The organism is Porphyromonas sp. HMSC065F10, from assembly GCF_001808555.1.
GTDB lineage: Bacteria > Bacteroidota > Bacteroidia > Bacteroidales > Porphyromonadaceae > Porphyromonas_A.
In genome coordinates, this window is the sequence record NZ_KV793743.1 from 1 (window position 1) to 228 (window position 228).

At 46.1% G+C, this 228-nt stretch carries 1 pseudogene; it reads left to right on the forward strand.

The features are described 5' to 3' along the window. Positions 1-228: pseudogene (locus HMPREF2890_RS01055) on the forward strand (hypothetical protein); the annotation flags it as partial.

The window sequence follows — 228 nt, forward strand, 5'->3', positions numbered from 1 at the left end:
TCCTACTACTCGGGACTTCTGTATATGGTCGCCGTCTCAGCTATGTCTTGGAGTCCTGAGATCGCCCTCTACAAGGAAAGGCTGCTCAAAAAGGGCAAGCCGAGGCTCGTCATCATCAATAACATTAAAAATAAGCTGATCACTATGATATGGGCTATGGTGAAGAACGACACCTTATATGATCCCGACCACCACCTCAAAGTAGCTCAACAATATCAGACCGCATAA